The sequence below is a fragment of the Actinoallomurus sp. CA-150999 genome, from assembly GCF_050942425.1.
Lineage (GTDB): Bacteria > Actinomycetota > Actinomycetes > Streptosporangiales > Streptosporangiaceae > Actinoallomurus.
On record NZ_CP192063.1, the window covers coordinates 2402433 to 2426006 of the forward strand.

Consider the following 23574-nt stretch of genomic DNA (forward strand, 5'->3'; position numbering starts at 1 on the left):
GGCTCGGGCGTCCGTCGCCGGGCCGGGCCGGGCCGGGCCGGGCTGCGCGGCGCCGGCGTTGTCGGGGGCGCCGCTCGCCGCCGGCGACGACCTCAACGCCTTCGGCGCCACCTGGCGGAGGCCGCCGGCCTCGACGGCGGCCTGCCCGGAATCGCAACCATTCCGGCTGATGATCTCCTGTCGTGGCTGTGTTGTGCTGAAGTGCCCCCGGCGATGCGAGCGTGCGCCGGAGTGATCTGGCTGGGTGAGCTGTGATCCGTCCGGTCTCCGCTCTTCTGTTTCCCCGAGTTCTCCTGTTGGCCCGAACCGCCCCGGATATCGATCCGGACACCGAGTAAGGAATTTGGCCGTCATGGCAGACATGTCGCACAGCACCGAAGACACGCCCAGCGATGCCGGAGGGGACGCCGTCGCCGTTCTCGACATGCTCAGCGGCCTCGTCATCGCCCAGACCCTGCGCGCGCTGGCCGTGCTGCAGATCCCCGACCACCTCGCCGACGGCGCCTTGACGGCCGAAGAGGTGGCCGAACGCGAGGGCAGCCATCCGCAGGCCACCTACCGCCTGATGCGTGCGGCTTCCGCGTTGGGCGTGCTGAGCTACGAAGGGAACCGCCGCTTCGGGCTCACCGGGCGAGGCCGGCTGCTGCGCACGGGCGTACCGGGCTCCCTCCGCAACCAGGTGCTGGTCCAGACCGGACACGCGCACTGGCAGTCCTGGGCGCACTTCCCCGAGGCGGTGCGCCAGGGCGCCAGCCAGGCGAAGGAAGCGTTGGGCGCGGACATCTGGGAGTACTACGCGCGGCCGGAGAACGCAGAAGAAGCGGCGCGGTTCGCCGAGGCGATGGGGGACATGTCCAGCGTGGTGGCGCAGGGCGCCGTGGCCGCGTTCGACGCCACCGGCGTGTCCACCGTCGTCGACGTCGGCGGTGCCGACGGTCACTTCATCCTGGCGTTGATGGCGGCCGACTCCCAGCTGCTCGGACAGGTGCTCGACCTGGCCCACAGCGTTGAGGGCGCCCGCCAGAACGCTTCTAAGAACGGTCTGTCCGCCCGCTTCTCCGCCACGGCGGGCGATTTCTTCGAAGAGGTCCCACCCGCGGACCTCTACCTGCTGAAGACGATCCTGCACGACTGGGACGACGACCAGTGCACGACCATCCTGCGCAACTGCCGGTCCGCGGTGAACGAGGGAGGGCGCGCACTGGTCGTGGAGATGGTCATCGGTGAGATCGGCAAGCCCGACTTCACCTCCCGGGGGGACATGGCCATGCTCGCCATGACCAACGGCATGGAACGTGATCTGGATGAATTCGACGCCCTCTTCGCGGCCTCGGGCTGGCGCCGCGTACGGACGTACCCGGTGGGAGCCGGCTACTTCGGCCTGGAGCTCCTCGCGGTCTGACGATCAGGGGCGGGGCGCTGAGACGGACCTGTCCGTGGGCTCGGCCGTGCCGATGCGCCCCGCCCTACCTTCCCCGTGACCGGGGAGACCTGAGCGTGGCCGTCGGCAGGCGTCGGCCGCCCCGACATGGGGTCCCTGCTGGTAGTCGAGGAGAGACAACATGCGCACCATCGAAGTCGCCACGATCATCGCGGCACCGCCCCTGGAGGTATGGGCGGTGCTCACCGACTTCCCTCGCTATCCCGCGTGGTCCGCATATATCCAGGAGCTGAGCGGGCGGGCGGAGGAGGGCGCCCGGCTGCGGCTGGTGCAAGGGCCTCCCGGCCAGCGCCCCCACGTCGTCGATGTCCCCGTCATCGAGGCCACCCCCGGCGTCAGGCTGGCATGGAGGGCCGTGATCCCCGGAGCTCCCTGGCTGCCCCGAGCCATCTTCACCGGCACCCACGAGTTCGTACTGACCGCTCTGGCAGACGGGGGGACCGAGCTGACGCATCGCGAGTATTTCAGCGGGCTCCTGGCCCGGATGGTCAAGGAGGGGGCACCTGGGGGAGACCAGGGATTCGAAGCCTTCAACACGGCCCTCAAACACCGGGTCGAGGAGTCGGCTGCCGTGGATGACGAGGCCGGGCACCCGGCCTGACCCACCACCCGCGTCGCCCAGCGGATCTCGGCGATGGCAGCGGCGATCCGACACGAGGCCGGCCGGTCACCCGCTCGCCGGCCGCCTGCGAATCACCCGTCTAGCCGCGGCGCATCGACTCGGAGATCTTCTCGGCGGCCGCCAGCACGGGCGGCGCGTGCATCCGCCCGGGGGCGCGCGTGAGGCGCTCGATCGGCCCGGACACCGAGATCGCGGCGATGACCCGGCCGCCGGTGCCCCGGATCGGGGCGGACACCGAGGCGACGCCCTGCTCGCGCTCGCCGACACTCTGCGCCCAGCCCCGGCGTCGTACGGAGGCGAGCGTCGTGGCGGTGAACTTCGCGCCGCGCAGCCCTCGGTGCAGACGGTCGGGCTCCTCCCAGGCGAGGAGGATCTGGGCGGCGGAGCCGGCCGTCATGGGCAGCGCGCTGCCGACCGGGACGGTGTCGCGCAGCCCGCTCATCCGCTCGGCCGCCGCCACGCACACGCGCACGTCGCCCTGCCGCCGGTAGAGCTGCGCGCTCTCGCCGGTCAGGTCGCGCAACTGGGTCAGGATCGGCTGGGCGACGGCGAGGAGCCGGTCCTCGCCGGCCGCGGCGGCCAGCTCGGCCAGCCGGGGGCCGAGGATGAACCGGCCCTGCGTGTCTCGGTGGACCATGCGGTGGTGCTCCAGCGCGACGGCGAGCCGGTGGGCGGTGGGCCGGGCCAGGCCGGTCGTCTGCACCAGCTGGGCGAGCGAGGCCGGGCCGGCCTCCAGGGCGTTCAGGACGAGAACGGCTTTGTCCAGCACGCCGACTCCGCTAGAGTTGTCCATGCCTCGATACTGCCGTCTCGCAATCTGAGATGCAAGTCGTGAGCAGAGGAGTAAGAGACCCGGAAGAGGTGGAGTGATGGGCCGAACACTGGCGGACAAGGTTTACGACGCGCACGTCGTACGGAGCGCCGAGGGCGAGCCGGACGTCCTCTACATCGATCTTCACCTCATTCACGAGGTCACCAGCCCGCAGGCCTTCGACGGCCTGCGCATGGCGAACCGCACGGTCCGGCGCCCGGACCTGACGATCGCCACCGAGGACCACAACGTCCCGACCACCGACATCCTCGCGCCGATCGCCGACCCGGTGTCGCGCACCCAGGTCGAGACGCTGCGCAAGAACTGTGCGGAGTTCGGCGTCCGCCTGCACCCGATGGGTGACGCCGGTCAGGGCATCGTGCACGTCATCGGCCCGCAGCTGGGCCTGACCCAGCCGGGTATGACGGTCGTCTGCGGCGACTCGCACACCTCCACGCACGGCGCGTTCGGGGCGCTGGCGTTCGGCATCGGCACCAGCGAGGTCGAGCACGTCCTCGCCACCCAGACGCTGCCGCAGCGCAAGCCCAAGATGATGGCCGTCACGGTCGACGGCGAGCTGCCGTACGGCGTGACCGCCAAGGACCTCATCCTGGCGATCATCGCGAAGATCGGCACGGGTGGCGGCCAGGGCCACATCATCGAGTACCGCGGCGAGGCGATCCGGTCGCTGTCGATGGAGGGCCGCATGACGGTCTGCAACATGTCCATCGAGGCCGGCGCGCGCGCCGGCATGATCGCGCCGGACGAGACGACCTTCGCCTACCTCGAGGGCCGCCAGCACGCGCCCTCTGGTGCCGACTGGGAGGCCGCCAAGGAGTACTGGCGGTCGCTGCGCACCGACGACGACGCGACGTTCGACAAGGAGGTCGTCATCGACGCCTCCGAGCTCACGCCGTTCGTCACCTGGGGCACCAACCCCGGCCAGGGCGCTCCGCTGGCGTCGAGCGTGCCGGACCCGGCCTCGTTCGCGGAGCCGACGCGCCGCTCCGCCGCCGAGCGGGCCCTGGAGTACATGGGCCTGACCGCGGGCACCCCGCTGCGCGACGTCGCCGTCGACACCGTCTTCGTCGGCTCCTGCACCAACGGCCGGATCGAGGACCTGCGCGCCGCGGCGGAGGTGATCAAGGGTCGCAAGGTCGCCGACGGTGTGCGGATGCTCATCGTGCCGGGCTCCATGAAGGTCAAGGCGCAGGCCGAGGAGGAGGGCCTGAACGAGGTCTTCAAGGCCGCGGGCGCCGAGTGGCGCGAGGCGGGCTGCTCGATGTGCCTGGGCATGAACCCCGACCAGCTCAAGCCGGGGGAGCGCAGCGCCTCGACCTCCAACCGCAACTTCGAGGGCCGGCAGGGCAAGGGCGGCCGCACCCACCTGGTCTCGCCCGTCGTCGCCGCCGCCACCGCCGTCACCGGGCGCCTGACCGCCCCGGCCGACCTGTAACGGAGCCAGCCATGGAAGCCTTCACCACGCACACGGGCCGCGCCGTGCCGCTGCGGCGCGACAACGTCGACACCGACCAGATCATCCCGGCGGTCTGGCTCAAGCAGGTCAGCCGCACCGGCTTCGAGAAGGGCCTGTTCGCCGCCTGGCGCGAGGACCCCGGCTTCGTCCTGAACCGGCCGGAGTACCAGGGCGCGTCGGTCCTCGTCGCCGGCCCCGACTTCGGCACCGGATCGTCGCGCGAGCACGCCGTCTGGGCGCTGCAGCAGTACGGCTTCCGCGCCGTCGTGTCGGCCCGTTTCGGCGACATCTTCCGCAACAACGCCACCAAGATGGGCCTGCTGCCGATCGAGCTGCCCGAGGAGACCGTCGAGCGCCTCCAGGACCAGATCGAGGCGAACCCTGCCACGGAGTTCACCATCGACCTGGAGCGCCGCGAGCTGCGCTCCGACGAGGGCGTGCAGACGTTCGAGATCGACGACTACACGCGCTGGCGGCTGCTGGAGGGCCTGGACGACATCGGCCTCACGCTCCGTAACGCCGAGGCGATCACGACCTTCGAGCAGAACCGGCGGCCCTGGCTCCCGGTGACGGCCTGATCGCCCGCGTCCGTACGGTAGGAGGGGCCGGCAGCGTTCGCTGCCGGCCCCTTCTGCCGTCCGAGACCCGGCGTGCCTCCACGGGAAGCAGGTGACGAAGTGTGATGATGGCAACAACGCGCGGCCCGGACTGGGACGACCCGGAGCTGAACGCCCTTGCCCGGCGGCTGCGTGAGGCGCACACGCGCGTGGCCGACCTTCCGATTGCGCTCAAACCCCGCCTGACCAGGCAACTCTTGCTGATAACCGATCTTGCCAAGCGAGATCCGGCACTTGCGATCAAGCGTCTCGAATCCTTCATGATCGAGCTCGACGACGATGAAAACGTTCCTTGAATGGCTCTTCGGCCTGCGACACAGCCGAAAACATCGGCCATGGGTGATTGTGTAGATGGCCCAAGGTCCCCTAGTTTCGAGCGAGCAAGGGGGAAGAGGAGCAAACCCATGAACAAACGCGAACTCGTCGATGCGATCGCAGAGCGAGTAGGTAGCAAGAAAGCGGCGACCGAAGCCGTCGACGCGATCCTGGACACCATTCAGGAGACCGTGGCCAAGGGCGAGAAGGTGGCCATCACCGGTTTTGGATCTTTCGAGAAGGCCGATCGGCCGGCTCGAGAGGCCCGCAACCCGGCGACCGGCGCCACGATCAAGGTGCCCGCGACCTCGGTTCCGAAGTTCAAGGCCGGTTCGGATTTCAAGAACCTCGTGGCCGGAGCCAAGAAGAAATAACGGTCCATCGACGGCGCCCGGCGAGACATGTGTCTCCCGGGCGCCGTCGTGGTCGTTGGTGAGAAGAAGCGGCTCAGGGCAGGGGGAACGTCGACAGCGTGACGACCGTGACGCGGTCGCCCTCGACCGCCAGGTTGACCCGCTGCCCGAACCTCAGCAGCCGCAGGCCGCCGGCGTCGAACGCCGCCGCGTCGAAGGGCATCTCGCTCCCGTCGTCCAGCAGCACGCTGCCGGTCCGCGTCTCGGCGTCGTACGCCTTCACCGTCCCCTGCATGCCGGACAGACTAAACCGTACGGCGGGGCGGTCACCCGGCGCAGACGGGCAGCAGAGGGGCCACGGAGGCCGTGCGCGGCCCGACGCCGAGCGCCAGGGCGGCCCGTAGGTCGTCGATCGTGTCGACGTCCTGGCGCACGCTGAGGACGTCGTCCAGCAGCAGTTCACGCGCGCCGAGTTCCCGGTGCCGGGCACGGGAGTCCGTCCCGAAGGCGGGGGCGAACACCGCCCCGGGCCGTGCCGTGTACAGCGTCGTACCGGCGCCCGCGAGGTCGGGCAGGAACGCGTTCGGCGCCTCCTCGGCGGCCTCCAGCACCCGATCCAGTTCGGCGGGCCGCAGGGCCGGCAGGTCGGCCGACATCGCGCCGACGCCCCCGTCCGGGGCCAGCAGCCGCGCCCGCTCGACGCCGTGAACGAGGGCCGGGTTGAGCCCGGCGTCCGGCTCGTCGGGCACGACGTGCGCGCCGAGCGCAGCCAGCTCGGGGGCGGCGACCGGGTCGTCGGTGACCACCACGACCCCCCGCACCCGTGGGCAGCGCAGCGCGGCGGATACGGTGTCGGTCGCGATGGCCAGCGCGAGCCGTTCGCGATGCGGGCCCGCGGGGCCGGACAGCCGTGACTTCGCGCGGGCCAGCGGCTTGACCGGCACGACGAGCGTCCACGTGAAGCGTTGGGTATCGGACATCGTGGGTCGACACTACGCGGAACCACCCGCGACACTTGACGACACCCCGGCGCGACCGGGACGAAGTGAGGAGGAGGGCATGGATCATTCGCCCGTCTGGCGCAAGATCGTCGTGGGGATCCTGCGCCCCTTGCTGTTCTTGCTGTTGAAGCGAGACTGGAAGGGGCAGGACAACGTCCCGCGGAAGGGCGGAGTGATCATCGCCGTCAACCACCTGTCGTGGTCCGACCCCCTCGCACTCGCCCACTTCATCTACAAGGCGGGCCGCTTCCCCGTCTACCTCGCCAAGGCGGGCGTGTTCAAGGCGCCGGTGATCGGCCGCATCATCCGCCGGACCGGGCAGATCCCGGTGTACCGCGAGCGGTCCGACGCGGCGCTGGCCCTCCGTGACGCCGAGAAGGGCCTGCGCGGGGGCGAGTGCGTGATCTTCTACCCGGAGGGCACCTGCACCCGCGACCCGGACCTGTGGCCGATGGCCGGCAAGACCGGCGCCGCGCGGATGGCCCTCACGACCGGCGTCCCGGTGATCCCCGTCGCGCACTGGGGCGCACACATCCTGTGGCCGTACGGCACGAAGAAGTTCCGGCCGTTCCCGCGCAAGACCATGCACGTCATCGCCGGTCCGCCGGTCGACCTGTCGAAGTACGAGGGCCGGCCCCTCGACGCGGCGACGCTGAACGCCGCGACCGCCGACATCATGCGGGCCATCGCCGACCTGCTCGGCGAGCTGCGCGGCGAGCCCGCGCCGGAGAAGCTGTACGACCACAAGGAGGTCACCCGGGCCCGCCGCGCCGCCAAGAAGGACGATCCAGCCGAGGCCGACGCAAGCCACACGGATGAGGCGGAGTCGACCCGTACGGACGAGGCGGGCGACGCAGCCGAGCCGGCCGGTACGGACGAGGCGACCGAGGCGACGGACGCGGCCGAGGCTGAGGCGAGCCGGACGCCCGACGCCGAGTCGACCCGTACGGACGAGGCCGACGCGAGCCGAACGGCCGAGGCGAGCGACGCGGCCGACGTTGAGGCGGGCCGGACGGCCGACGCCGAGTCGACCCGTACGGACGAGGGCGACGCGAGCCGGACGGCCGATGCGGAGGCGAGTAACGCCGCCGAGGTCGATGCGAGCCGCGCGGACGAGGCAGAGGCCGAGGTGGGCGACGCAGCCGAGCCGGCCGGTACCGTCGAGGCCGAGGCAACTGACGCGGCCGACGCGGAGGCGAGCCGGACGGCCGACGCCGAGCCGGACCGTACGGCCGCCGCGGAGGCGAGCGACGCGGCCGAGCCCGACCGTACGGCCGGGGTGGAGACGGGTGAGGCGGCCGAGCCGGACCGTATGGCCGGCACAGAGGCGAGGGACGCGGCCGACGTCGAGACGAGCCGTGCGGCCGAGGCTGAGCCGGACCGTACGGCCGAGGTCGAGGGAAGCGACACGGGTAAGGAGGCCAAGGCCTCTTGAAGATCGCGGTATTCGGGGCAGGATCATGGGGCACCGTCTTCGCCAAGGTGCTGGCCGACGCGGGCGGTGACGTCACGGTGTGGGGGCGCCGTGCCGAGCTGGTCGAGGCGATCAACGAACGGCGGGAGAACCCCGACTATCTCCCGGGCCTACGCCTCCCCGACCGGTTGAGGGCCACCACCGAGGTCGCCGAGGCCCTGGACGGCGCGGCATACGTCGTGCTGGCCGTCCCCGCCCAGACGCTGCGCTCGGGGCTGGCGGAGTGGCGGCCGCTGATCCCCGCCGACGCGGTGCTGGTGAGCCTGATGAAGGGCATCGAGCTGGGCACCTGCAAGCGGATGAGCGAGGTCGTCCGTGAGGTGGCGGACGTGCCGGAGGAGCGGGTGGCGGTCGTGACGGGTCCGAATCTGGCCCGTGAGATCGCTCTTGAGGAGCCGTCCGCCGCCGCCGTGGCGTGCGTCGACGAGCCGACCGCGCAGAAGCTGCAGCTCGCCTGCATGACCCCCTACTTCCGCGCGTACACGAACCATGACGTCATCGGCTGCGAGCTCGGCGGCGCGGTCAAGAACGTCATCGCCCTGGCCGTCGGCATCGCGGCCGGCATGGGCATGGGCGACAACGTACGGGCGCTGCTGATGACCCGGGGCCTGGCGGAGATCGCCCGGCTGGGGGCGGCGCTCGGTGCGGACCAGCACACGTTCGCGGGGCTGGCGGGCATGGGCGACCTGGTCGCGACGTGCAGTTCGCCACTGTCGCGGAACCGTACGTTCGGCGAGAACCTCGGGCGCGGCATGAGCCTGGAGGAGGTCGTCAGGGTCACCAAGCAGACGGCCGAGGGCGTCAAGTCCTGCGACGCGATCCTCGAGCTGGCGCGGCGGCACGGGGTGGAGATGCCGATCACCGAGGGCATCGTCGCGGTCATGCACGGTGGGCTGAGCCCGAAGGACGCCGGCCGGCTGCTGATGTCGCGTACTCCGAAGCCCGAACGGTACGGCGTCTGACCTGAGGGCTCCTCTTTCCCCTGAAACGGGGATCAACGTCATGAGGCGAATGCCGGTAAGGTCGGTGGACCCGACTGTCGGTGCAGGTGAGAAGAGGTGGGGTCGATGAGCAGGATGCGGGTCGCCGTCGTCTTTGGCGGACGTAGTTCGGAGCATGCGATCTCGTGTCTCACCGCGGGCAGTGTGATGGCGGCCATCGATCAGGACCGTTACGAGGTCATCCCGATCGGGATCGCGCGTGACGGCCGCTGGGTGCTCGCCTCCGGGCAGCGGCTCGCCATCGAGGACGGCCGCCTGCCGGAGGTCGCCGAGGACGGGCTGCCGCTGGCGCTGCCGTTCGACCCGGAGAGCCGGGGCCTGGTCGTCGTGGAGCCGGGCGAGGTGCCGCGCACGCTCGGCGAGGTCGACGTGGTGCTGCCGCTGCTCCACGGCCCGTACGGCGAGGACGGCACCATCCAGGGTCTGCTGGAGCTCGCCGGGGTCCGTTATGCCGGGGCGGGGGTGTTCGCCAGCGCCGCCAGCATGGACAAGGAGTACATGAAGGCGATCTGGCGCGGCTGCGGCCTGCCCATCGGCCCGTACGTCGTCGTCAAGGACCGGCAGTGGCGGCGCGAGCGCAAGCAGATCGTCGACGAGATCAAGGAACTGGGCTGGCCGGTGTTCGTGAAGCCGGCCCGCGCCGGGTCCAGCATGGGCATCTCGAAGGTCGAGTCCGAGGACGAGCTCGAGGCCGCGGTGGAGGCCGCGCGCGAGCACGACCCCAAGGTGATCGTCGAGGCCGCCGTGCCGGGTCGCGAGATCGAGTGCGGCGTGCTCCAGGGGCTCGACGACGATCCGGCCGAGGCGAGCCTGCCCGCGGAGGTACGGATCGGCGCCGGCCACGACTACTACGACTTCGAGGCCAAGTACCTCGACGAGGGCCTGGCCCTCGACATCCCGCCGGAGCTCCCGGCCGCCGTGATCGACGAGGTCCGGAGGCTGTCGGTCCAGGCGTTCGACGCGCTGAGCTGTGAGGGGCTCGCCCGGGTGGACTTCTTCTACACCCCGGACGGCCGGCTGATCCTCAACGAGATCAACACGATGCCGGGCTGCACGCCCGCCTCGGCGTTCCCGAAGATGTGGGCGGCGACGGGCCTGGACTACCCGGCCCTGGTCGACCGCTGGATCCGCACGGCCCTGGCCCGCCCCCTGGGCCTGCGCTAGGTCCGGCGACGGCCCACAGCTCGGGTTCGCCCACGTCGTTGGCGTACGCCTGGCGCTGCGCGGTCGTCCAGGCCCACGCGCCGGACCGCCAGGCCTCGGCCGGCGGGACCATGTGGTCGACCCCCGAGGCCGCAGTCCACGTCGCCCCGCTGTAGGGGCGGTACCGGCTGCCGGAGGTGGCCGCGCAACCCGAGTCGGTCACGACGTTCGTGCCGTCCCACTTGACCACTTCCTCGCGCGTGTCGCAGGTCCCGCTGCGCCGGACGCCGCCGAGCCTGAGGCGGGAATGTTCAGCGCCGCCCCCGGGCATTCACCCTGCGGCAGGGGCGGGACCGATCCCGGTGAAGGTCCGTTGACGGCGGTTTAAGAGGCGTGAAACCACACCGAAACAGGCCCAAGTGCAGGATTGAGGTGTTCCGAAGCCGGCGATCGAAGGGGACCGAAACGATGCTGTTCACGCCCGCCGCCCCGGTCCCGACCGTCCGCTCCACGCTTGGACACGATCGCTGGCATCCGGAGATCCCGCCCGTCGCCGAACTGATCGCGGGTGGCTCCGTACGAATGGAGTGTCAGGGCGGCGAACTGCTGTGCGGCCCGGTCGGAGTGGTCGGCGCGGAGCCCGGTGACCTGCTCATGATCGAGGTCCTCGGGATCGGCCGTACGGACGGCGGCCCCGCGACCAGCGCGCATCCGGGCATTCTCGGTCTCGCGCCCTCGCAGGCGATGCTGCGGGATCCCGCCGGCGATCCGGCCGGAGCGGTCCTCGGCCGCATCGCACCGGCCACGGCCGAGCACGCCCGCGTCGCCGCGTACGCAGAGTGGACCAGGGCCCCCTGCCGGGCCCTCACGCCGCGGGCGCAGATCCTGCTGCCGGTCCACGTCATGGGAGCCCGGATCTCCGTCGGGGACCTGCACTTTCCCGAACGGGGCCGGTGCCGCACCGCGGACGGCTGGATCGACCTGCGGGTGCATCTGACCAAACGGGGTGTCGAACGCTTCCGGGTGACCGAACCGGTGCTGATGCCCCTCACGACCAGCTCTCTCGACGCGACCGTCGCGGGTCTGACCGCCGACGTCGCCTGAAGGCTCGCGCGCGGCGCGAAGGAGGAGGTGGGGCCTAGCGGATAGTGCTCGGATACCGTCAGGAGGCACCGACGCCGGGGGGAGCGACTCGTCTCCCGCTCCCCCCGGCGTTTCCTGTGCACGGCATTCTTGAGTGACTCCCCGCACCTGCTCGCGGCCTGCCACGGCCACGAGGAGACCGTACGCGTGCTGCCGAGGCGCGGCACCCGGAAGGCAGAACGACCGAGGCCCGGGCGCCCCCGGCCGGGCCGAAGGCCGTCCGCGTGCTCCTCGACGTGGGCGCCGACCCCGCGACGGGCCCTCCGCCGACACCGCCCGGATGTCCGGACACGACCAGTTCCTCGCATGTTTCGAGGACGGGTCCGGAGCTCGATACCGTCGGCGTCACGGCAGGAGCGCCACTGGTCGCCTCATGACCGGCCCAGCGGAGCGTCCCTGCGGCCACCGATCGGTAGCCAGTGATCGCGCCGTGGAGACACCGGCCGCTTCTCCGGGGCAGTCTGCCGCCGGGAGCACCGGCCCACTATCCGAACGGAGCCGTGCGTGCGGTCGTTCCGAATTCTGATTCTGTTCGCACTGGTCGCCCAGGCCGTCGCCGGGCTCACAGTGTCGTCGGCGTCGGCCGGGAAGAGTCCGGCGAAAGGCGTCAGTGCGGCGAACGTCGACGGCGTCACGGCCGCGCTGGCCGATGTGGGGGCCGGTTGGTACTACACCTGGGCGTCGAATCCGCAGGGCATCAAGGCCCCCAGAGGCGTCGAGTTCGTGCCGATGATCTGGGGCTCGAGGTCCGTCAATGACGCGCAGTTGAAGGAGGCGAAGGCCGGCGGCACCACGCTGCTCGGTTTCAACGAACCGGACATGGCCGGTCAGGCCAACATGTCCGTCGAGCAGGCCCTCGCGCTGTGGCCCCGGCTGCAGGCCACCGGCATGCGGCTCGGTGCCCCGGCGGTCGCCTTCGGCGCCGACCGGCCCGGTGGCTGGCTCGACCGGTTCATCAGCGGCGCCGCCGCTCGCGGCCATCGTGTCGACTTCATTCCCCTGCACTGGTACGGCGGCGATTTCTCCAGCGCCGCCACCGGCCAGTTGCAGCGTTATCTCCAGGCGGTTCACGACCGGTATCACAAACCGATCTGGCTCACCGAGTACGCCCTCATCGACTTCTCGGGCCGCACTCCGGTGTATCCGAGCGAGCAGCAGCAGACGGATTTCGTGCGGCGGTCCACCGCCATGCTGCGGGGGATGCCGTTCGTGGAGCGCTATGCGTGGTTCACCTTGTCCACCAAGACGAGCCGGACCGGCCTTTACACCGGCGCCACCGCCAACGCCTCCGGCGCCGCCTACCGGTCGGCCACCCCGGCGCGGGCGTGACCGGCGAGTCCTCGTGAAAACGCGTCGCCCCGGTGCCCCGGCGGCTCCGCCGGGGCACCGGAGGTCATGGGTCAGCTGTGGAAGGTCACGGTGAAACCGCGGCAGGCCGCGCATTGGTACATGACCCGGTTTCCGGGTTCGGTGTCCTGCTTGGACCAGGCGTACGCCTTGGGGCAGCGGGACTGGATCATGTTGCTGTAGGCGGTCTTGGCGTCCCGGTTGGGGTTGACGCAGTTGAGCGGTGAGCCGTCGGTCCGGCGCCGCAGGTCTTCGGCCGGGCAGTACGGGAGCAGGTTCTGCGGGCAGCCCGCCGAGCCGCACGGTGCCGTGGCGTTCACCGGGTCGATGGTGATCGGCAGCGAGAACGCGTTGACGTAGCTGACGTCGTACCAGGGCGCGAGGCGGTCGGCGGAGTCGAAGTTGAACTCCGCGAGGCCGGCGGGCTGCTCGCCGGTGGTGCAGTGGTCGGCGAAGACTCCGCAATCGCCCACCCGGCAGTGGAAATTGACCCCGGAGGTTCCGGTGCAGCCTTGCCGGGCGAAGAACTTGCCACGCCAGTGGCCGGGGGCGCGGGTCTCCGGGATGGTCACCGTGGCCGACTGGCCGGGCCGCAGGGTGGGCAGGTGGGCGAAGTTGACCGAGCCGTCGGCGTTGACGGTGCTGCCGATCCACAGCGTCTCGCCGGTCCGGTTCACGAAGGTCACCGTGTGGTCGGTGGCCGCTGCCTTGGCCGAGGCCGGCTGGGATCCCGCGGCCGTGATGCCCAGGCAGGTCACTGCGGCCGATACCAAGCGCACGAGGACGCCGATGGCGCGTTTACGCATGATAACTCTCCTCACAAAAACGGCGACGAATCGGCGCGATTTCCTGGCGGATTGTCCGCATCGGCTCGTCAACGGAAGTGTCCACCAGTGCAGTGTCGTCGGTGTGAGGCGGGAATTCCTTACGGCGATGACCATGCCTTCGCAAGAATATTGTGGTCGCACCGTGAAGACCGGGCGGGTGGGGTATGGCGGAACGGACGAGTTCATGGGTCGCTCGGCCCGCTCTTTCGCGAGGAGAAAGTGTGTTGATCCGACGAGTTCTCGCTGTTTCGACCGCAATCGCGGCGGTGGGTGCGGTCTGCGCCGGCCGCACGACGCCCACCGCCTGGGCCGCCCCGGAATCGGTGGCCGTGAAGGCCGAAAAATTCGTGGTCAGCCGGGGAAATTTCGACCAGATGTTCCCGAGGCGGAACGGCTTCTACACCTACAACGGGCTGGTCTCGGCGATGAGCGCCTTCCCCGGATTCGCCAACACCGGCGGCGACACGGTCGAGAAGCGGGAAACGGCGGCGTTCCTGGCCAACGTCTCACACGAGACCGGCGGCCTGGTCCACGTCGTGGAGCAGAACACCGCCAACTACCCGCACTACTGCGATTGGAACCAGCCGTACGGCTGCCCGGCCGGCCAGGCCGCGTACTACGGCCGTGGCCCCCTGCAGCTGAGCTGGAACTTCAACTACAAGGCGGCCGGTGACGCCCTGCACATCGACCTGCTGCACAATCCGTGGCTGGTGGAGCGGGACGCGGCGGTCTCGTGGAAGACGGCGCTCTGGTTCTGGAACACGCAACGCGGCGCGGGCGGCTTGACGCCGCACGACGCGATGGTGAGCCAGCGCGGATTCGGCGAGACGATCCGCAGCATCAACGGAGCGCTCGAGTGCAACGGCAAGAACGTTGGGCAGATGCAGCACCGCGTCAGCCTCTACCGGAGCTTCGCGGCGATCCTCGGTGTCGACCCGGGCGCAAATCTCACCTGCTGATCGACACGATTCCGCATGACCGACCGCCGCAGGCGACGGCGAGCGGCGCTTCGCTCGCAGGGCGCGAAGGCGGGAGGCGCCGATGCCGGGGGAGCGACTCGTCTTCTGCTCCCCCGGCGGTTCCGGTACGCGGCAGGCTCAGTGATTGACCCAGCAGATCCAGCCGACGGTCAACGCGGTCTTGGGGTTGAACGCACCCGGTATTCCTCTATGCGGGACAGTGCGAATCAACTTGAAGCGCTTGTCGTAGAGCCTCATCTTGTATGGGGTCCGGTTCTGATATGACCTGACCGAACTATAGCGGTCGGCGAGTGCGTACGCCGATTTCCTGGTGCACTTATTAAGGAAGGATTTGGGGTGGGTAACGGAAGTCATCGAGTGCTTGTAATAGGCGGTGTCGTAAACGCAGCCCGTTCCGGGCGGGCAGGTGATCGGTCCGCCCTTGGCCGCGACGCCGTCCGACTGCGCGGATGCGGCTCCGGCGCCGGTCACGATGGCCGTACCCACCAACGCGGTCGCCGTCAGGAGTTTGATGCCATGTCTTGTCCTGCTGAGCAAGGGAGTTCCTTTCATGAGAGGCCGGGGACCAGACGTCAGGGCTTGACGAAGCAGGCGTAGGCGACGTTTCCCTTGATCCCGCTCTTGGGGTTGAAGGCGCCGTGCACATGCTTTTGCGGGATGGTGCGGATCGTCTTTCCCCTCGAGTTGAGGAGCTTCACCTTGTATGCGGTCCGGTTCTGATATGACGCCGCCGGTGCCTGCAGACTCCACCGCTCGACCACATTGCACTTGTAGGGGTGCTTCTTTGTTGGCCTGTCGTACACCATCCCCGTCCGGTAATACGTGCCCTCATAAAAGCAGGCGTAGTTTGGCGGGCAGGTGAGGCCTCCGGCCTTGGTCGTGGAGACGTCGGACTTCGCGGCGGCGGGTGCCGTCCTGGCCTGTGCCGACGCCGCTCCGGTACCGGCCGCGATGGTCGCTCCCGCCAACGCGGCCGCCGTCAGGAGTTTGATGCCGTGCTTGGTCATACTGAGCAAGGGAGTCCTTTCATCGCGGGAATCGCATTGCGCCGAGACCCGGCCGTCCCCGAGATTCAGGGGCACGCTCACCCTGCCTGACCACCCATCCCGGGAACAGAGCCGCCGGACCTAATTGCCGGGTGCTCGAGTGGGACCGTGGATCCAGGTGGGCGTCCTCATGGGGGAGGGCCGGTACGCCGGTCTTGATCCGTTACGTCGAGACCATGACCACGGCCCACCTCGAGATCCTGGAGGATCAGGGCCGGCCGGCGATCGACCGGATCCGCGCGCTGCTCGACGAGGTCGTCGACAGCGAGGAGGAGAACCGGCGCAACGGCCACTCCGGCTGCCTCACGGTCAACACCACGGTCGAGTTCGCCGGGCGTGACCCGGAGATCGCCCGGTTGCTGGATCGCGACCTGTCTCGGCGGCTCGAGGTGCTCCGCGGCGTCATCGAGGTGGGGCGGCATGAGGGGGGCATCGCCTCCGCCCGGGATCCGGGCGATCTGGCCCGGTTCGTCAATGCCGTGATCGCCGGTATCCGCGTGGCCGCCCGAGGCGGCGCGGACCGTACGGCCTTGACGGCGATCGCGGCGACGGCGATGGACGCGCTGACGCCCGGCTCTCTCTGACGCGACGCGCCCGGCGGGGCGTGTCTCGGCATGCCGTCGTTTTACACCGATCAATGTAAAACTCTTCGGGAGGCTTCCTGTGCCCCGTGCCGTCTATGTGCTGGCCCTTGGCATCTTCGCCATGGTGACCAGCGAGTTCGCCGTCGCCGGGCTGATGCCGCAGTTGGCCGCCGGGCTGAACGTCACCATCTTCGTCGGCTCCTCGGCGGGCGGAATGGCGATCGGCCACTTCGGCCTGCGGGCGCCGCTCTGGCTCGGCGCCGCTCTGGCCGCGTTCGGCGTCATCACCCTCCTCCCCGAGCTGCGTACCACGTCCGGCATCGCCGGCGGGGCGACGGACCGTCGGCCTGGCGGCCCGGGTATCAGGGCTCAGGAGAGTGACGCATGCGGCGGCTCTGCGGCCGCAGTGCCCACGACAGAACGGTCAGGGCGGTGAAGACGGTGAGCGGAACCAGCTCGCCGAGGGCGTAACCCCTGGTCAGGTGGGAGGCGATGGCTCCGGTGTAGGTGAAGAAGGCGCCCGCGTAGGCCCATTCCTTGAGCAATGGGCGGCGCGGAACGACCAGGGCGACCGCGCCCAGCACCTTCCAGGTGCCCAGCAGCACCAGGAAATAGGACGGGTAGCCAAGGTGCAGCACGACATCGCGCACGTACGGGATGCGCGCGATGTCCCAGATGCCGCCCACTCCCATCTCGCCTACCACCAGGACGGTGGCCGTCCAGTAGGCGACCGATCGATTGCGTGGGGATCCGTGCCGGCCGGCGATGGCCGGTGGGGCGCTCGTCGTGTCCATGCCGATGTCCTCTTCTCGTCAGAGGTTGCGGCGGCCGACGCCGGCGGGGCCGGTGCGGCCCGGTGTCATGAGGAACCGAGGGAAGTTTTGCTACATGTAGTTTTACTACCTATGTTCGGACAGTAGCATTGCTACGTATGAGCGCACAAGCACTGAAGGGCCATCTGGACGGCATGCTGCTGGCCGCGCTGGACGACGGTCCACGTCACGGCTATGCGGTCATGGAGGCGCTGCGGGTCGGCAGCGGTGGGCGGTTCGACCTGCCCACCGGCACGATCTATCCGGCGCTGCGCCGCCTCGAACGGGCCGGATTCGTGCGCGCGACATGGTCGGAGGAGGGCGGCCGGCGCAGGCGAGTGTACGAACTCACCTCGAGTGGCCGCCGGACGCTCGAGGCCGAACGGCACGCCTGGCGGGAGTTCTCCGCCGCCGTCACCGCCCTGCTCGGTCCACGGCAACGGCCGGTGACCCCATGACCGGCCCGGCCAATGTCCCGGGGCTTCCGGAGGACGTCATCGGGTCCTACCTGGCCGAGACCGCCGTCAGGTTGATCGGCCCGGCCAGGGCGCGCCGCGACATCCTGGACGAGCTGGCCGCCGGGCTCGCCGACGCCGTCGATTCCCACGCCGATGCCGGGATGGACCCCGTCCAGGCCGCCCACGCGGCCGTCACCGAATTCGGCGGCCCGGATCAGGTCGCCGACGGATTCCGCGGCGAGCTCGCCGCCGCCCAGGCCCGCCGGACCGCGCTCACCGTGCTGACGGCCGGTCCGCTGATCGGCGCTCTGTGGGTGGGCGCCGCCCTGGCCGGCGGCATCGCCGCCCGGCCCATCGCGCCCTGGCACTGGGCCGGCATCCCCGCCGGAGCCCGGCCGGCCGTCCACCTGGCCGTGGTCGCCCTCGCGATCGCCATCGCCGGCACCCTGTTCACCCTGGCCACCACCGGACGGCTCGCCCGGTGGCTGCCCGCCCGTCCCCTCGCCACCGCGACCATCGCCGTCGGCGGCACCGTCCCGATCGACATCACCCTGGTCGCCCTGCTCGCCGCCCAGGCGGCCGGCGCACCCGGCCGGTTCGCCGCACTCCCGGCCGCAGCGGCCGCGGTCGCCAGCCTCACCCGGCTGGCCTTCACCGTCCGCGCGGCCCGCACCTGCCTCCTCGCCCGGGGGAGGAGGCCGGTGAGCGCGCCAGGAGTACGTCCATGCCCGGTGGCCGGCGGACCAGAAGACGATGGTCCGGCGCGCTGATCGCGGGCCGGACCATCGTCTTTCCGATCGGTGTCAGGCGGCCAGGGGAGCGTCCATCCGCTGGGCCATCTCGCGCATGCGACGCAGGGCTGCCAGCTCCATCTGCCGGACCCGCTCGGCGGACACGCCCAGGCGGCTCGCGATCTCCCGGCGGCTGTGCTCGGTGCCGTCCTCCAGGCCGAACCGCGCCCGCAGTACGACCGCCTCACGCGGCTCCAGACGCTCCAGCATGTCGTCGATGATCTCCAGCTGGACGCTCGCCATGGCCGATTCCTCGGGCGAGGGCGTGGTCTCGTCGGCGAGGAGGTCGCCGAGCGAGGTCTCCTCGTCCTCACCGACGACGGCGTCGAGGCTCGCGGGCGTACGGTCCCAGCGGTCCAGCTCGCCGATGCGCTCCACCGGCAGGTCGAGCTCGGCGGCCAGCTCCTCGTCGGTCGGCTCCGAACCGGTCAGCAGGACCAGCTCACGGCGGGCCTTGCGCAGCCGGTTGACGTCGGTGTGCACCGCGCCCGGCAGCCGTACGGACCGGGACGAGTTGGCCAGCGCCCGGCCGATGGCCTGCCGGATCCACCACGTCGCATAGGTGGAGAACTTGAAACCCCGGCGCGGGTCGAAGCCCTCGACGGCCCGGATCAGGCCGATCGTGCCCTCCTGGATCAGGTCGAGCAGGCTCAGGCCGTCCGTGGGGTAGCGCCGGGCCACGCTCACGACGAGGCGGAGGTTGGCCAGGATGAAACGGTCCTTCGCGGCGTCGCCGCGCGCCGCGATCTCCTCGAGCTCCTCGCGGGTCGCGCCGTCCGGGAAGGTCTCCTCGTCGAGGTGGTTGTGCGCGAGCAGCCCGGCCTCCATGGCCAGGGCGAGCTCGATCTCCTCTTCGGCGTTCAAAAGTGGCGTGGCGGCTATCTCATCCAAGTAGGCCCCGAGCAGATCGCCTTCGGCCGCCCGCCCCGGCCGCCTGACGCGCCTGCTGTCGTTCGTGGTCGCCGCCATGGCCACCTCGCTCTCACATCGAATCCCAAACGGATCAACGCGAATGTGCCCTCTGCTGTTCCGCGATACCCGATTGCGGGCACCCTCAACATGACAGAGAGCACCCGCGGTGTTCCCGCGAGTGCTCCCTGCCGTGGTGCGTTGCGGCGACCGTGGTGTGCGAGGTCTCAGGCGCGGACGGCCTGGATCTCCAGCTGGAGGTCGACCTTGTCGCCGAGGAGGGCCTTCTGGCCGCCGGGCAGCGGCACGTTGAACTCGATGCCCCAGTCCTTGCGGTTGATGGAAGCGGTGGCGCTGAAGCCGGCGCGCGTGCCGCCCCACGGGTCCTCGCCGACGCCGTTGAACTCGACCTCGAGGGTGACCGGCTGGGAGATGCCCTTGATCGTGAGCTCGCCGTCGACGAGGTTCGTGTCGCCCTCGACGCGGACGCCCTTGGTCGTGAACGTCATCGCCGGGTGGTTCTCGATGTCGAGGATGTCGGCGGACCGGACGTGGTTGTCACGGTCGGCGTTGCGGGTGTCGATCGACCCGAGCTTGATCTCCGCGGTGGCGGTGGAGGCCTGCACGTCCTCGGCGATCTCGACGGAGCCCGAGAACTCGGTGAACGAGCCGCGCACCTTGGTCATGAGGTGGCGGATGGTGAAGGTGACCTCGGAGTGCGCCGGGTCGATGTTCCAGGTGCCTGCGGTCAGTCCCAGGTCGGTGGCGGTGACGCTCATGGTCGCTCCTGTGCTTGAATGTTCAACGAGTAGCGATGGCGAGTTTAGTTGAAACTTCAACTGAACACAACCCTGGCCCTCGGAACGTCCACCGAGCCGGATCCGCCACCCGCGGAGCCGGACCGTACGGCTGCGTGCACGGCCAGGCCCCACCAGGATGCCGTCGGCGTTCCTACCGGCGGTGCTCGTCTTCGCGGCGGATGGTCGGGCCGAACAGATCCTCGCTCGTTCTCGGCGTCCGGAGTGCGTCGAAGGCGTCCAGGAGTCTTCGCTCCTCCCACTGGAAGTGGGATTCGAGGATCGCGGTCAGCCCGTCGAGCTCCAGCCGTACCGGCCCGGCGTTGTCCGGTGTCAGCGTCGTGAGGAGTTCTCGCAGCCTGCGGAGGATGTCGGCGACCAGCAGGTGATCCCGCTGCAGTTCCGCCAGCACCGGGATCAGCTCGGGGAACTGCTCGCCGAGGGCCGGGAACCCCGTGGTGTCCTCGCTGGTGTGGTGCCGGGTCAGCGCCTGGCAGAAGGCCGTGCAGTGCACCCGCAGCGGCGTGGGGGACTGTGCGGTGTCGCTGTCGGCATAGGCGGCGATCTCTTCGCGGAGTCGCGCCAGCTCGGCGCGGAGCCACTGGTGAACCTCGGCCAGCTGCGCCCCGAGAGACCGTGCCCGGTCCTCGTGGGCCGGAGTGGACTTGGCGTACGAATCAGGCATGAATCACTTTCGATCAAGGAGAACACCGCCGCTGGAGCCCGCGATGCGGTCGGGCGGCGATGAAAGGTCGGACCGCGGTAGGGGGCCGGTCGGGCCCCGGTGCCCCTTATTGGGACCGAAGGCGTGGACGCATGGCGGTCTCCTTGATCACGGTGCCTCCATGCCGACGCCGTCCACCTGGCGCCGACACGCGGCACGAGCCATGGATCTACCACGGCGCCGTCACAGGGGTCAACGCCGGCCGCGGCCTGGCTGCGGTCAGCGGCCTTCGCCGGCCTCGATGTTGTCCAGTACGGCGGCGAGCAGGCCGGGGAACCGCGCTTCGAACTCCTCTGTGCGCAGCCGGGCGCTCTGCCGCTGCCCCTCGTGGGTGCGGCGGAGCAGTCCGCACTCGCGCAGGATCCGGAAGTGGTGGGACGCGTTGGACTTGCTTATCCCCAGCTCGTGGTAGATCGCTGAGCACTCGGTCTCTCCATTACGGGAGAGCAGGTCGACGATCCGCAGGCGCAGCGGGTCGCTGAGGCCGTTCAGCGCGGCTGCCAGCGTCACATCCGTCGGGTCGGCATGAAAAGCGTCACGCATGCCTCCAAGATAGTCCAATGGTTCAAAGATCGTTGTACCGTTGGACTCATGTCCACGCTGAACCCCCGGATCTACCTGCTCGCCCTGGGCACCTTCACCGTCGGGACGGAGGGCTACGTGATCGCGGGCGTGCTGCCCGCCGTGGCCCGCGACATGCACACCTCCGTCGCCGTTTGCGGCCAGTTGGTCACGATCTTCGCCGTGGCGTACGCCTTGGGCGGGCCACCGCTGATCAGGCTGTTCCACGACGTCCCGCCAAAGCGGTTGCTGATCGGTGCCGCGGTGTTCTTCGCGGCGGCGAACCTGCTCGCCGCGCTGGCGCCCGACGTGGCCGTGCTCATCACCGCGCGGATCCTCGCGGCCGCGGGTGCGGCCCTGTTCCTGGCACCGGCCGCCGCCGCGGCCGCCGCTCTGACCGCGCCCGCACTGCTGCCACGGGCGATCTCGGTCACCGCCACCGGCAATGCCCTGGCGCTGACCGCGGGCGCACCGATCGGCACGATGATCGGGTCCACGTTCGGCTGGCGAATCTCTTTCCTCTTCGTCACCGGGCTCGCCATCCTCAGCGCGGTGCTGCTGGGGGCCTTCCTGCCCGAGGTGCCGGTGTCGCGCGCTCCGGCCGGCGGTCGGCTCACGCTGCTGGGCCACCGGGCCGTCCAGCGGGCACTGGCGACCACGTTCGGGCTGTTCCTGGCTTCATACACCGTCTACACATACTTGTCGTCGGTCATGAAGGCCGCGACCGGGGCGGGCAGCGCCGGCGTCGCCGCCCTGATGGTCGTCTTCGGCGCTGGCGGACTCATCGGCGGCCGAGTGATCGGACACCTCATCGCCCGATACGCCCTGGCCCCTGTGCTGCGGCTCGCGTTGCTCACCGTCGCCGTGATGATCGCCCTTGTCGCCCTGCTGACCGGCATTCACGCGCACACGGCGGTCGGCACCGCCGTCGCCTTCCCGATCATGCTCATCTTCGGGGCGGCCTGGTGGTCCGGCGGCATCAGCCAGCAGACCCGCCTGGTCACCCTCGCCCCCGACCAGCGTTCGCCGGCCCTCGGCCTGCATTTCTCCGCCCAGTTCCTCGGCGTCGCGATGGCGGGCGCCGTCGGTGGCATCGCCCTCGCGACCTCCGGCCCGATCGCCGTCCCCATCGTCGGCGGCGCCATCGCCATCGCCGCGATCGCGACCGTCGAACACATCCCCACCCGCCCGCCACAGGGCCAGGACCGCCTCAACGGTGACCGTCAGCCGGCCGCCGGCTGATCGATCCCCGTGAGTTCCGGCCCCACGCGGAACCGGCGTGGGGCCGGAGCGGTAGGCGGCTGGGGCATGTCGATCTGGGAGATGCCTGCCGCCGGTCCGCGGATCAGCCGGTGATGAACGTCATGCCGCGCGCTTTGAGCGCGGAGTAGGAGGCGGCGGCCGAAGCCTTGTGGTTGCTGTTGTCGGACGGGTCCCACCAGTAGATGGTGTTGCCCGAGTAGCCGTAGGCGAGGATCGCGTGACCCTCTTTGCTGCCGCCCTTCTGCCACGGCTCGTTGTTGCTCCACACCGAGGCGTAGACGCCGTGCTTGCGGTTGATGGACGCCTCGAGGCGGCCGGGTGGGTGACGCGGCGGCCGCCTCGCCGGGGATCGGTCAGGCGAAGACGGTTCCGGTCTCGGTGAACAGCGCGTTCAGGGCCCGGAGGCCGCTCCACGCCTTCGTCATGCCGAACCGGGCGGAGAACCGTACGACGGCGCGGGCCTCGTCGGGGGTCGCGCCGGCGCTGAGAGCGCGGGTCACGTGGGTGCGGAAGCTCTCGTCCAGCGTCTGGAAGAGCACGTCGACCGTCATCGTCGCGAACGCGCGCTCCCGTACGCTCAGGAGGCTCATTCCGGCGCGCATGCGTGACTGCAGGTCCATGTAGTCGGCGAACGGGGCGTCGAGGTTGTGGACGGCCTGCCGGGTCCGCGCGGGGATCGGGCTTTCCGCGCCGTCGGCGTTCACCTCGTGACCGTGGCCGGTGGGGCCGGTCAGGCCCTGCTCACGCTCGATGTCGACCAGCCGGGCCAGGGCGGCCAGCGCCGCCGGATATCCGCTGTCGTACGCGATGAAGCGGAGAAGCTCCCGGAGGTCATCGGCCGACAGGCCGTGCTCCCGCGCCATCGCGACGTGCGATTCGAACGGCAGCCCGAGTGTCTGCTGGCAGACGTCGGCGACGAGCGACAGCAGGATCTTCTCCCGCGTCGACAACTCGGAGATCTCGTCCCAGAGCTTGCGGTCGGTGGCGGCGCTCATCTCCGCGAACACCGGGTCCAGCGCCTTCGCCTGGGTGTCGGACGGGACGTTCATGAGGACTCCCTCGCTAAGTGAACGGCTG

General features: G+C 70.1%; 30 protein-coding genes. 16 read left to right on the plus strand and 14 right to left on the minus strand.

The features are described 5' to 3' along the window. The first annotated feature begins 352 nt into the window (after positions 1–352). Positions 353–1402, plus strand: coding sequence for a methyltransferase (locus ACQP2O_RS11395; RefSeq protein ID WP_433182600.1), 1050 nt, complete (start codon positions 353–355; stop codon positions 1400–1402). 160 nt (positions 1403–1562) lie between these two features. Beyond that, positions 1563–2042: an SRPBCC family protein gene (locus ACQP2O_RS11400; RefSeq protein WP_433182602.1), complete on the plus strand. Its 480-nt coding sequence runs from the start codon at positions 1563–1565 to the stop codon at positions 2040–2042. A gap of 100 nt (positions 2043–2142) precedes the next feature. Here ACQP2O_RS11400 and ACQP2O_RS11405 read toward each other — a convergent pair whose 3' ends face one another. After that, complete coding sequence (locus ACQP2O_RS11405; RefSeq protein WP_345443956.1) at positions 2143–2856, minus strand: IclR family transcriptional regulator; 714 nt, start codon at positions 2854–2856, stop codon at positions 2143–2145. Between the two features lie 76 nt (positions 2857–2932). Here ACQP2O_RS11405 and leuC point away from each other — a divergent pair, with 76 nt between their 5' ends. From leuC to ACQP2O_RS11425, 4 genes are all read left to right on the plus strand, one after another. Next, positions 2933–4330, plus strand: a complete 1398-nt coding sequence (gene leuC / locus ACQP2O_RS11410) for a 3-isopropylmalate dehydratase large subunit (RefSeq protein WP_433182605.1) — start codon at positions 2933–2935, stop codon at positions 4328–4330. 11 nt (positions 4331–4341) lie between these two features. Beyond that, a complete protein-coding gene (leuD, locus tag ACQP2O_RS11415; protein ID WP_433182608.1) occupies positions 4342–4929 on the plus strand; it encodes a 3-isopropylmalate dehydratase small subunit in 588 nt (195 codons plus the stop codon). Positions 4930–5030: 101 nt separating this feature from the next. Beyond that, the gene (locus tag ACQP2O_RS11420; RefSeq protein ID WP_433182611.1) at positions 5031–5264 is read left to right on the plus strand and encodes a hypothetical protein; all 234 of its coding nucleotides are present in this window, start codon (positions 5031–5033) and stop codon (positions 5262–5264) included. Between the two features lie 108 nt (positions 5265–5372). Then, a complete protein-coding gene (locus tag ACQP2O_RS11425; protein WP_345443946.1) occupies positions 5373–5657 on the plus strand; it encodes an HU family DNA-binding protein in 285 nt (94 codons plus the stop codon). 73 nt (positions 5658–5730) lie between these two features. On the opposite strand, the gene ACQP2O_RS11430 is transcribed toward ACQP2O_RS11425, so the two are convergent. Both ACQP2O_RS11430 and cofC read right to left on the minus strand, forming a co-directional pair. Beyond that, entirely contained in the window at positions 5731–5931 is a 201-nt protein-coding gene (locus ACQP2O_RS11430; protein ID WP_433182614.1) for a hypothetical protein, read from the minus strand. A gap of 31 nt (positions 5932–5962) precedes the next feature. Continuing rightward, the gene (gene cofC / locus ACQP2O_RS11435; protein WP_433182617.1) at positions 5963–6616 is read right to left on the minus strand and encodes a 2-phospho-L-lactate guanylyltransferase; all 654 of its coding nucleotides are present in this window, start codon (positions 6614–6616) and stop codon (positions 5963–5965) included. Positions 6617–6695: 79 nt separating this feature from the next. On the opposite strand from cofC, the gene ACQP2O_RS11440 reads away from it, so the two are divergent. The 5 genes from ACQP2O_RS11440 (at position 6696) to ACQP2O_RS11460 (ending at position 12727) form a co-directional block, all read left to right on the plus strand. Next, positions 6696–8072, plus strand: a complete 1377-nt coding sequence (locus tag ACQP2O_RS11440) for a 1-acyl-sn-glycerol-3-phosphate acyltransferase (protein WP_433182620.1) — start codon at positions 6696–6698, stop codon at positions 8070–8072. Continuing rightward, positions 8069–9073, plus strand: a complete 1005-nt coding sequence (locus tag ACQP2O_RS11445) for an NAD(P)H-dependent glycerol-3-phosphate dehydrogenase (protein ID WP_433182623.1) — start codon at positions 8069–8071, stop codon at positions 9071–9073. The genes ACQP2O_RS11440 and ACQP2O_RS11445 overlap by 4 nt, the downstream gene beginning before the upstream one ends. 105 nt (positions 9074–9178) lie before the next feature. Next, positions 9179–10276, plus strand: a complete 1098-nt coding sequence (locus ACQP2O_RS11450; RefSeq protein WP_433182630.1) for a D-alanine--D-alanine ligase family protein — start codon at positions 9179–9181, stop codon at positions 10274–10276. A 447-nt stretch (positions 10277–10723) separates the two neighbouring features. Continuing rightward, complete coding sequence (locus ACQP2O_RS11455) at positions 10724–11359, plus strand: acetamidase/formamidase family protein (protein ID WP_433182633.1); 636 nt, start codon at positions 10724–10726, stop codon at positions 11357–11359. Positions 11360–11902: 543 nt separating this feature from the next. Further along, entirely contained in the window at positions 11903–12727 is an 825-nt protein-coding gene (locus ACQP2O_RS11460) for a glycoside hydrolase family protein (RefSeq protein WP_433182636.1), read from the plus strand. A gap of 71 nt (positions 12728–12798) precedes the next feature. Here the strand turns inward: ACQP2O_RS11460 and ACQP2O_RS11465 are convergent, their stop codons facing one another. Further along, entirely contained in the window at positions 12799–13551 is a 753-nt protein-coding gene (locus ACQP2O_RS11465; protein WP_433182639.1) for a thaumatin family protein, read from the minus strand. 242 nt (positions 13552–13793) lie between these two features. Between ACQP2O_RS11465 and ACQP2O_RS11470 the strand changes: the two genes are divergently transcribed. Then, entirely contained in the window at positions 13794–14531 is a 738-nt protein-coding gene (locus ACQP2O_RS11470; RefSeq protein ID WP_433182642.1) for a chitinase, read from the plus strand. A gap of 138 nt (positions 14532–14669) precedes the next feature. Here the strand turns inward: ACQP2O_RS11470 and ACQP2O_RS11475 are convergent, their stop codons facing one another. Next, on the minus strand, positions 14670–15089 hold the full coding sequence (locus tag ACQP2O_RS11475; protein ID WP_433182645.1) for a peptidase inhibitor family I36 protein: 420 nt from the start codon (positions 15087–15089) through the stop codon (positions 14670–14672). A 35-nt stretch (positions 15090–15124) separates the two neighbouring features. Further along, positions 15125–15559 (minus strand): hypothetical protein, encoded by a 435-nt coding sequence (locus ACQP2O_RS11480; protein WP_433182648.1) that lies wholly within the window; start codon positions 15557–15559, stop codon positions 15125–15127. A 215-nt stretch (positions 15560–15774) separates the two neighbouring features. On the opposite strand from ACQP2O_RS11480, the gene ACQP2O_RS11485 reads away from it, so the two are divergent. Then, positions 15775–16182, plus strand: a complete 408-nt coding sequence (locus tag ACQP2O_RS11485) for a TetR family transcriptional regulator C-terminal domain-containing protein (protein WP_433182650.1) — start codon at positions 15775–15777, stop codon at positions 16180–16182. A 93-nt stretch (positions 16183–16275) separates the two neighbouring features. On the opposite strand, the gene ACQP2O_RS11490 is transcribed toward ACQP2O_RS11485, so the two are convergent. Both ACQP2O_RS11490 and ACQP2O_RS11495 read right to left on the minus strand, forming a co-directional pair. Beyond that, positions 16276–16467, minus strand: a complete 192-nt coding sequence (locus tag ACQP2O_RS11490; protein ID WP_433182653.1) for a hypothetical protein — start codon at positions 16465–16467, stop codon at positions 16276–16278. A 77-nt stretch (positions 16468–16544) separates the two neighbouring features. Then, positions 16545–16976, minus strand: a complete 432-nt coding sequence (locus ACQP2O_RS11495; protein ID WP_433182655.1) for a DoxX family protein — start codon at positions 16974–16976, stop codon at positions 16545–16547. A gap of 137 nt (positions 16977–17113) precedes the next feature. On the opposite strand from ACQP2O_RS11495, the gene ACQP2O_RS11500 reads away from it, so the two are divergent. Together ACQP2O_RS11500 and ACQP2O_RS11505 are read left to right on the plus strand one after the other, a co-directional pair. Then, positions 17114–17452 (plus strand): PadR family transcriptional regulator, encoded by a 339-nt coding sequence (locus ACQP2O_RS11500; protein WP_433182658.1) that lies wholly within the window; start codon positions 17114–17116, stop codon positions 17450–17452. Continuing rightward, complete coding sequence (locus ACQP2O_RS11505; RefSeq protein WP_433182660.1) at positions 17449–18222, plus strand: permease prefix domain 1-containing protein; 774 nt, start codon at positions 17449–17451, stop codon at positions 18220–18222. Before ACQP2O_RS11500 ends, ACQP2O_RS11505 begins: the two co-directional genes overlap by 4 nt. A 33-nt stretch (positions 18223–18255) precedes the next feature. Here the strand turns inward: ACQP2O_RS11505 and ACQP2O_RS11510 are convergent, their stop codons facing one another. The 4 genes from ACQP2O_RS11510 to ACQP2O_RS11525 all read right to left on the minus strand — a co-directional run bounded on the left by ACQP2O_RS11510 (position 18256) and on the right by ACQP2O_RS11525 (position 21216). Next, positions 18256–19212: a sigma-70 family RNA polymerase sigma factor gene (locus ACQP2O_RS11510; protein ID WP_433182663.1), complete on the minus strand. Its 957-nt coding sequence runs from the start codon at positions 19210–19212 to the stop codon at positions 18256–18258. 167 nt (positions 19213–19379) lie between these two features. After that, the gene (locus ACQP2O_RS11515) at positions 19380–19931 is read right to left on the minus strand and encodes a YceI family protein (protein ID WP_433182665.1); all 552 of its coding nucleotides are present in this window, start codon (positions 19929–19931) and stop codon (positions 19380–19382) included. 172 nt (positions 19932–20103) lie between these two features. Then, positions 20104–20634 carry a hemerythrin domain-containing protein gene (locus ACQP2O_RS11520; RefSeq protein ID WP_433182668.1) on the minus strand — a complete coding sequence of 177 codons (531 nt, stop codon included), beginning with the start codon at positions 20632–20634 and terminating at the stop codon, positions 20104–20106. Positions 20635–20892: 258 nt separating this feature from the next. Further along, positions 20893–21216 carry an ArsR/SmtB family transcription factor gene (locus ACQP2O_RS11525; protein WP_433182671.1) on the minus strand — a complete coding sequence of 108 codons (324 nt, stop codon included), beginning with the start codon at positions 21214–21216 and terminating at the stop codon, positions 20893–20895. A gap of 48 nt (positions 21217–21264) precedes the next feature. On the opposite strand from ACQP2O_RS11525, the gene ACQP2O_RS11530 reads away from it, so the two are divergent. Continuing rightward, complete coding sequence (locus tag ACQP2O_RS11530) at positions 21265–22476, plus strand: MFS transporter (protein WP_433182674.1); 1212 nt, start codon at positions 21265–21267, stop codon at positions 22474–22476. 103 nt (positions 22477–22579) lie between these two features. On the opposite strand, the gene ACQP2O_RS11535 is transcribed toward ACQP2O_RS11530, so the two are convergent. Next, positions 22580–22765 (minus strand): hypothetical protein, encoded by a 186-nt coding sequence (locus ACQP2O_RS11535; RefSeq protein ID WP_433182677.1) that lies wholly within the window; start codon positions 22763–22765, stop codon positions 22580–22582. An 85-nt stretch (positions 22766–22850) separates the two neighbouring features. Beyond that, complete coding sequence (locus ACQP2O_RS11540) at positions 22851–23546, minus strand: carboxymuconolactone decarboxylase family protein (RefSeq protein ID WP_433182680.1); 696 nt, start codon at positions 23544–23546, stop codon at positions 22851–22853. Between the last annotated feature and the right edge of the window lie 28 nt (positions 23547–23574).